Origin of the sequence: Planomonospora corallina (genome assembly GCF_042650625.1) — a bacterium.
Taxonomy (GTDB): domain Bacteria; phylum Actinomycetota; class Actinomycetes; order Streptosporangiales; family Streptosporangiaceae; genus Planomonospora_B; species Planomonospora_B corallina.
This window is the reverse complement of record NZ_JBHSBM010000062.1, coordinates 24,847-31,345: the sequence shown is the minus strand read 5'-3', so window position 1 is coordinate 31,345 and position 6,499 is coordinate 24,847. Positions and strand designations below refer to the sequence as shown.

The window sequence follows — 6,499 nt, the reverse complement described above, 5'->3', positions numbered from 1 at the left end:
CGGGGCGAGCTGCAGGCCTCCGAGGAGCTGCGCCAGGCGGCCGACACGCTCAGCCGGAGCCCGGCGGCGCTGCAGCTGCGCTATCTGCAGACCCTGCTGGAGCTCGGCGCCGACCAGAACTCCACCATCGTCTTCCCGCTGCCCATCGACATCATCGGCCCGTTCCTCGACAAGCTCCCCACCGCGGTGAACGGGACCGCCGTCGCGAGGAGGAACCCGTGACCGGATCCGGCCCGAACTCACCCGGCGCCGAACGGCGGGAGCCGCACGCGCGGCGCGGCCTCCGCATGATGATCCTCGGCGCGATCCTGGCCGTGCTCGCCCCGCTCGCCGGTTTCCTCGGCGGGAGCATGGCGGGCCACCCGCGGGGCGGCGCCGGCCTGAGCCCGCTGTTCCTGTGGATGTTCGCCGGCCTGATCGCCGGCGCGATCGGCGCCGCCATCGCCGTCGCCGGCGGCCTGCGCTGGGCCCGTGCGCGCCACGAGCGGGAGTCTCCGGAGAGGAAGGGCTGAGGCTGCGCGGACACGGATCTCCCGCCCGCCCCCAGGAAGAAGCACATCCTGCCGAGGGCGGTCCTCGGGCTGATCGGTGCCATCGTGGTCATCGGCGTCGTCGGCACGGGCAGCGGTGACGGATCTCCGGCGTCCCGTGGCGAGGGGGCGGCACGGGACGCCGGGCCTGCGGACCACGGGGGCGCGCGACCCGGTGCCCCCGCCCGGCCTTTGCGGCGCCCCGTCGCCCTGGGCTCAGGTGCCGGTCACACCGGCGACGATCTCGGCGACCCGCGCAGGCGGGACACCCGTCGTGTCGACGGACTCCGCCTCGCGGCGCAGCCAGGGCAGAGCCTCGCGGTAGTCGGCGAGATGGTCCAGCCGCCACCGCCGGGCCCCGGCCTCGACGGTGTCCGTCTCGATCCGGCGGGTGAGTGTCTCCTCGTCGGCGTGGAGCAGGAAGTGCCGGACGGGGACGCCCGCCTTCTCCAGACCGGTGCGGATCTCCGCCCAGTACTCCTCCACCAGGACCGTCTGCGGGACGACCAGCACCCCGCCGAGGTAGTCGAGCAGCTGGACGGCGGTCTGCACGACCAGGCCGCGCCAGGGCGGCCACTGCTGGAAGTTCCTGACCTCCGGCAGCCCTTCGACGTGGCGGAGCATGAAGCCCACGTACTCCGAGTCGAAGATCCTGGCCCCCGGCAGCATCCGGACGAGCTCCCCGGCGGTGGTCGTCTTGCCCGCTCCGAACGTCCCGTTCAGCCAGATGATCATCACATCAGCCTACCCGTGCGGCTCTCACCGTGCGGGGTGTCTGCCCGGACGCCCGCCGGCGTCGGCCCCCGTCCCGGGACCGGCGCCGAGAGGGCGGGAGCGGTCCGGCCCTCCGAGCCCCGGGCTCAGGCCTCTGAGGGGGCCGGGGCGTCGGCCGCCGGTACGGTCCCCGCACCGGGTCCGGCGGGCACGGCTCCGGTTCCGGCGGCGTCGCGGGCGGCGATGCGGGCGGCCAGCACGTGCTTGCACGGGCCGCGGGAGCCCCGGTGGTCGTACCACCACTCGCAGGTGCACGAGCCCTCCTCCAGGCGGACCCTGCGCTCTCCCCCGGCGGTGGTCACCAGCGCCGCGCCGGGCCCGGCGAGCCGCACGGCCCCGGCGGCCACGAGCTTGCGGGCCGAGGCCAGGCGCGGGTTCAGCGTCTCGACGTGCTCGCGGTCGTAGGGCAGCTCGCGGTGGAAGTGGCCCGCCTCGGCCAGGTCGTAGCCGACCTTCCCGGCCGTGCCGAGCCGGGTGAGCGCGGCCCGCACCCGGGCCGGGGTCAGCCCCGACCGGCCGGACAGCAGCCCGATCTCCACGGTGGGCTCGAAGTTGAGCAGCATGCCGACCACGTCGGCGTCCGCCTCCGCGTCCTGGCCGGCCAGGTCGTCCAGGACCGCGCCCTCCCCGGAGAACCCCCGCCAGGTCTGCGGGGACAGGACCAGGGTGTAGCGCATGCCCGGCAGCTCCAGCTCCCACGCGCTGGAGGCCGTCTCACCGGTCACGGCGGGACCGTACACGCGCAGCTTCCTGGCGAAGCGGAGCAGCGGGTGGAGCGTGGCCAGCCTCCCGGCCCCGGCCAGGCAGACCCCGCCCGGCGCGGGCGAGCCGCTCACCCGCAGGTCGCGCCCTGCCGGGACCGCCCACAGGTTCGCGGAGGCCTTCTTCGGCAGGCCGCGCAGGAACCGCACCGCCGCCATCCCGGCCAGCTCGGCGCGCAGGTCGAACTTCGAGGCGATCACCTGGACCTCCGCGAAGCCGCGCAGCCAACGCTCGGGCAGCGGCACCTTCTTCTCCACCACCGCCCCGTCCAGCGTGGTGACGGTCAGCTCGTCGGCGCCCACCCCCAGGTGGAGCGGGTCGCGCCCGCCGACGCGGGCCAGCGCCTCCCGGAGCGGGCCGTTGACGTCGACGTTGGTCGTGCCCCGGTCGAACACCTCGCCGTCGAGCGCCCCGCCGAGCAGGTCGAGCCGGGCGTACACGCCGCCGCAGGCGGAGAAGGACTCCAGCCGGAGCCGCTCCCCGTCGCAGGTGATCACCGGGTCGCGGGTCCAACCGCCCGCCCGGGGCTGGTGGTAGCGCGCCAGCGCCACGTCGGCGACGGCCAGGAGCCCGGCCGCGGCCGGGGCCGCCTGCGTGACCAGGCCGCTGAAGAATCTGGGGTGGGTCACCAGGCCGCGGGCGGTCCGGCCGCCCGAGGTCGACAGTCCCAGCTGATCTCCCACCAGCGCGGAGGGGGCGGCGTAGGAGTACGCCTGCACTGCGTTCGTCATGCCGGGGACGATAGGGACCGGCACCGACAAAGATCCCGAACGGCGGGCGGAGCGGACACCGGACGGGAGACGAGAGGCCCGGGGCGGGGCGAGGGCCGGGAGCCGGAGCGGGGCCGGGGGGAGGATCGGGGCCCGGAGGCCGGTCCCCGACGGCCCGGGCACGCGCGGGCGTCGGGCACCATGGATGGATGAGGCGGGTGGTGAGCGAGGACCCCGGCGACGTGCCCGGCGGGTCGTCCGGCCGGGCGGACCCGGCCGCCGGCCGCCGGCTCCATCTCCTGGCCGACCTCGTCGCGGACGGCGAGGTGGTGGTCCTGAGCGGGGCCGGGCTCTCCACCGAGTCCGGCATCCCGGACTACCGAGGAGAGACCGGCCGCAGGCGGCGGGCCGAGCCGATGACGTACCAGACGTTCGTCGGCAGCGCCGCGGCCCGCAGACGCTACTGGGCCCGCAGCCACCTGGGCTGGCGGCACATCGCCCGCGCCGCCCCCAACGCCGGCCACCGCGCCGTCGCCGAGCTCCAGCGGCGCGGCCTGGTCTCCGGGATCGTGACGCAGAACGTCGACGGCCTGCACCAGGCCGCCGGCGCCCGGCAGGTGATCGAGCTGCACGGCGGTCTCGACCGCGTCCGCTGCCTCGGCTGCGGCCGGCGCACCCCGCGCGACCTGCTCGACCGGCGGCTGCGCGAGGCCAACCCCGGCTGGCACGCCGAGGACGGGACGGTCAACCCCGACGGCGACGCCGCCGTCCCCGACGAGCTGGTCGAGAGTTTCCAGGTCGTCGACTGCGCCGACTGCGGCGGCCTGCTCAAGCCCGACGTGATCTTCTTCGGGGAGAACGTGCCGCGGCCCCGGGTCGAGGAGTGCTACGCGCTGACCGAGCGCGCCGGTCTGCTGCTGGTCCTCGGCTCCTCGCTGACCGTGATGTCCGGCTACCGGTTCGTCCGCCACGCCGCCGAGCGCTCCATCCCCGTCGCGATCGTCAACCGGGGCCCGACGCGGGGCGACGCCGACGCCCTCCTCACCCTCGACGCCCCGCTCGGCCCGGCCCTCACCGCGCTGCTGTCCGCGCTCGTCCCGGCGCGCTGAGCCCGCGGCCGGGACGTGCCCGCCGGTCGCCCGCCCGCACCGGACGCGGCTGCGCGGGACCCTGCCGGCCCGGCACGCCCTCCCGCTCGCGCCGGTCTCCGCCGGGCCGGGGTCACACTGTGAGGACGATCTTGCCGCGGGCGTGTTCCGTTTCGAGGTGGTGGACCGCGTCGGCGGTCTCGCTCAGGGGGTAGGTCCGCTGGATCACCGGGGTGAGCTTCCCCGCCGCTACGAGTTCGGAGAGGAAGGCCAGGTCCTCGGCGGTGGGCTTGTCGTTCAGGACGCGGAGCCGCCGGCTCAGGAACGGCGAGATCGCGACGATGGCGGCGAACCGCGGCAGGGGCCCGAGGAACGTGCCGATGTTGCCGTGGGAGGCGATGTGGACGCCCTTGGGGGTGAGCACCCGGCGGAAGCCGGAGAGCGGATGGTTGCCCAGGAGGTCGAAGACGACGTCGAATCGGCGCGTGCCGTTTGTGAGGTCTTCGCGGGTGTAGTCGATCACGTGGTGGGCGCCGATCGAGCGCACCAGCTCCGCGTTGCGGGTGCTGCAGACGCCGGTCACCTCCGCGCCGAGCAGCGTGGCGAGTTGTACGGCGAAGGTGCCGACCGCACCGGAGGCCCCGTTGACGAGCACCGTCCGGCCGGGCCCGGCCTCGGCGAGCCGCAGCCCCTGCAGCGCGGTCGTCGCCGCGATCGGCAGGGTGGCGGCCTGGGCGAAGGTCACCTCCGGGGGTTTGACGGCCAGGCGCGTCTCCGGCACCGCCACGTACTCGGCGAAACCCTGCTGGTTCGTCTCGCCGAACACCTCGTCGCCGGGCCGCAGGCCCGTCACCTTCGCCCCGGCCGCCTCCACCGTCCCGGCGACGGCGCGGCCGAGGACGGGCTGCCTGGGCCGCCGGAGCCCGAGCATCAGGCGCGCGATGGTGGGGGAGCCGTGCATGTCGACCCGGTCGCCGTAGTTGATCGAGGCGGCGCGGACCCTCACGAGCACCTGGTCGTCGGCGGGGACGGGCTTGTCGACATCGGCGTAGCGCAGGACCTCGGCCGAGCCGTACGCCTGGCGGATGATCGCTTTCATGGACGTTCCTCGTTTCGGTGACGGACGGGACGGTTTCCGGGCAGGGGGCATCGCGCCGGCGGGGTCCGTCCGGCGTTGTGGTCGGGGGCAGGGGCCGCCGGGAGCGGGGACCGGCGTTCGCTCAGCGGTGAGCTCAGCGGTGACGCGCTCGGCGGATCCCCTCGGTGACGGTGTGGACGACGGTGAGTACGGAGATCACGACGATCCCGGTGCCGATCCACCGGGGAACGTCCGCCGGCCAGCCGGCCGCCTGGACGAAGGCCGGGTTGAGCACCTTTCCGTTGGCGGCGAGCCAGATCGATGTGACCGGGCAGGCGATGTCGACGAGCGACCCGGCGACGGCGAGGGGAGCGCTCCAGCGCAGGTAGTACTTGGCGTAGGAGAAGCCGAGGCTCGCGACCAGCAGGGCGATGAACGCGTACACGACGCCGGTCTCCCACAACCAGGGCGAGAACACGCCGATGGGTGCGCCGTCCGCGTCGGTCCGGGTGCTCACCAGCGGTGAGAGCAATATGAAGGCGGTGAACAGGACCAGTGCGACGGACTCCGTGATCAGCTCGGCGTACCGCAGGCGGCGGCTGGGCGGCTCCGGGAGCGCGGACGGGGTCCACGGCCGGGCCGGCGTCCGGTGCGGGGCGGCGGCGCGTTCGATGATCGCGAAGAGCAGGGTGGTCCAGACGGCGATGTGCACGCCGGTCGTGAGCGCCGCGTTGAGCGTGTCGCCGACCACGCGGAGGGCGGGGGTGCCCTGGAGGCCGCCCACGAGCCCGACGGCGACGGCGACCGCGGGCACGACCGTCGTGAGCAGGGCCGTCAGCAGCCGCGTGTAGTCGAGGTAGAGCGCGGGGCCGATGAGCTGGAGCGGGCGCTCCGCGTAGCCGGCGGCCAGCCGTACCGGGTCGCCGAGTTCGGTGAGCACCGTGAGTTCCGCTTCGGCGGGATCGGTTCCGGCGTCGATGCGGTCGTCGACGGCGTCCGCGATCGAGGCGCGTAGTTCCTTCTCGATGTCGGGGCGCTGCCTGCCGGGCAGGCGGCTCAGAGTCGCCTCGACGTAGCGGTCGGTGAGGGTGCGCGTGGTGGTCATGACCCCCCTTTCAGGGTGCGCAGTGCGGTGTCGAGCTCGTCCCAGTCGCGGTTCAGGGCGTCGGCGAGCGCGGCGCCGAGGTCGCTGGTGCGGTAGAACTTGCGCGGCCTGGACTCCTCGGTGTTCCAGTCGCTGGTCAGCAGCCCTTGTTTCTCGAGGCGGCGCAGGAGCGGGTAGAGGGTGTTGGCGTCGACGGCGAAACCCGATCTGTCGAGCAGGTCGAGCAGGGCGTATCCGTAGTTCGGCTGCTTCAGGACGAGCAGGCAGGCGAGCACGACGGTCCCTCGCCGCAGTTCCTGAAGGTGCGTCGAGAGCAGCTCATCGTCCAGCATGACTAACACAATAGTGTGTGGCACACAGTATTGGAAGGCCGTGGTGGCGGAAAGGCTCGGGCCCGGCAGGCGCTCCAGCGCCGTACCGGGCCCTCGGCCGGATTGCCGTCCGGCCGTCGT

Annotated in this window: 7 protein-coding genes and 1 pseudogene; 3 read left to right on the top strand and 5 right to left on the bottom strand. The window is 74.3% G+C overall.

Features of this window, described 5'->3' with window-relative positions; translation table 11 throughout:
* Both ACFOWE_RS31545 and ACFOWE_RS31540 read left to right on the top strand, forming a co-directional pair.
* Positions 1–222, top strand: a pseudogene (locus ACFOWE_RS31545) (slipin family protein); the annotation flags it as partial.
* Complete coding sequence (locus ACFOWE_RS31540) at positions 219–512, top strand: hypothetical protein (protein ID WP_377294330.1); 294 nt, start codon at positions 219–221, stop codon at positions 510–512. The pseudogene ACFOWE_RS31545 and the gene ACFOWE_RS31540, both read left to right, overlap by 4 nt.
* 234 nt (positions 513–746) lie before the next feature.
* On the opposite strand, the gene ACFOWE_RS31535 is transcribed toward ACFOWE_RS31540, so the two are convergent.
* On the bottom strand, positions 747–1,265 hold the full coding sequence (locus ACFOWE_RS31535) for an AAA family ATPase (RefSeq protein ID WP_377294328.1): 519 nt from the start codon (positions 1,263–1,265) through the stop codon (positions 747–749).
* A gap of 125 nt (positions 1,266–1,390) precedes the next feature.
* Complete coding sequence (locus ACFOWE_RS31530; protein WP_377294326.1) at positions 1,391–2,797, bottom strand: SWIM zinc finger family protein; 1,407 nt, start codon at positions 2,795–2,797, stop codon at positions 1,391–1,393.
* A gap of 188 nt (positions 2,798–2,985) precedes the next feature.
* Here ACFOWE_RS31530 and ACFOWE_RS31525 point away from each other — a divergent pair, with 188 nt between their 5' ends.
* The gene (locus ACFOWE_RS31525) at positions 2,986–3,885 is read left to right on the top strand and encodes an NAD-dependent protein deacetylase (protein WP_377294324.1); all 900 of its coding nucleotides are present in this window, start codon (positions 2,986–2,988) and stop codon (positions 3,883–3,885) included.
* Positions 3,886–3,997: 112 nt separating this feature from the next.
* Here the strand turns inward: ACFOWE_RS31525 and ACFOWE_RS31520 are convergent, their stop codons facing one another.
* The 3 genes from ACFOWE_RS31520 to ACFOWE_RS31510 all read right to left on the bottom strand — a co-directional run bounded on the left by ACFOWE_RS31520 (position 3,998) and on the right by ACFOWE_RS31510 (position 6,379).
* Positions 3,998–4,963 (bottom strand): NAD(P)-dependent alcohol dehydrogenase, encoded by a 966-nt coding sequence (locus tag ACFOWE_RS31520; RefSeq protein ID WP_377294323.1) that lies wholly within the window; start codon positions 4,961–4,963, stop codon positions 3,998–4,000.
* Between the two features lie 133 nt (positions 4,964–5,096).
* Positions 5,097–6,047 (bottom strand): permease prefix domain 1-containing protein, encoded by a 951-nt coding sequence (locus ACFOWE_RS31515; RefSeq protein ID WP_377294321.1) that lies wholly within the window; start codon positions 6,045–6,047, stop codon positions 5,097–5,099.
* A complete protein-coding gene (locus ACFOWE_RS31510; protein WP_068924404.1) occupies positions 6,044–6,379 on the bottom strand; it encodes a PadR family transcriptional regulator in 336 nt (111 codons plus the stop codon). Before ACFOWE_RS31510 ends, ACFOWE_RS31515 begins: the two co-directional genes overlap by 4 nt.
* Between the last annotated feature and the right edge of the window lie 120 nt (positions 6,380–6,499).

Bases quoted from the DNA above. Each gene is read 5' to 3' on its own strand.
- ACFOWE_RS31515 (WP_377294321.1), bottom strand. From the start codon at position 6,047: ATGACCACCACGCGCACCCTCACCGACCGCTACGTCGAGGCGACTCTG.
- ACFOWE_RS31530 (WP_377294326.1), bottom strand. From the start codon at position 2,797: ATGACGAACGCAGTGCAGGCGTACTCCTACGCCGCCCCCTCCGCGCTG.
- ACFOWE_RS31520 (WP_377294323.1), bottom strand. From the start codon at position 4,963: ATGAAAGCGATCATCCGCCAGGCGTACGGCTCGGCCGAGGTCCTGCGC.
- ACFOWE_RS31525 (WP_377294324.1), top strand. From the start codon at position 2,986: ATGAGGCGGGTGGTGAGCGAGGACCCCGGCGACGTGCCCGGCGGGTCG.
- ACFOWE_RS31535 (WP_377294328.1), bottom strand. From the start codon at position 1,265: ATGATCATCTGGCTGAACGGGACGTTCGGAGCGGGCAAGACGACCACC.
- ACFOWE_RS31510 (WP_068924404.1), bottom strand. From the start codon at position 6,379: ATGCTGGACGATGAGCTGCTCTCGACGCACCTTCAGGAACTGCGGCGA.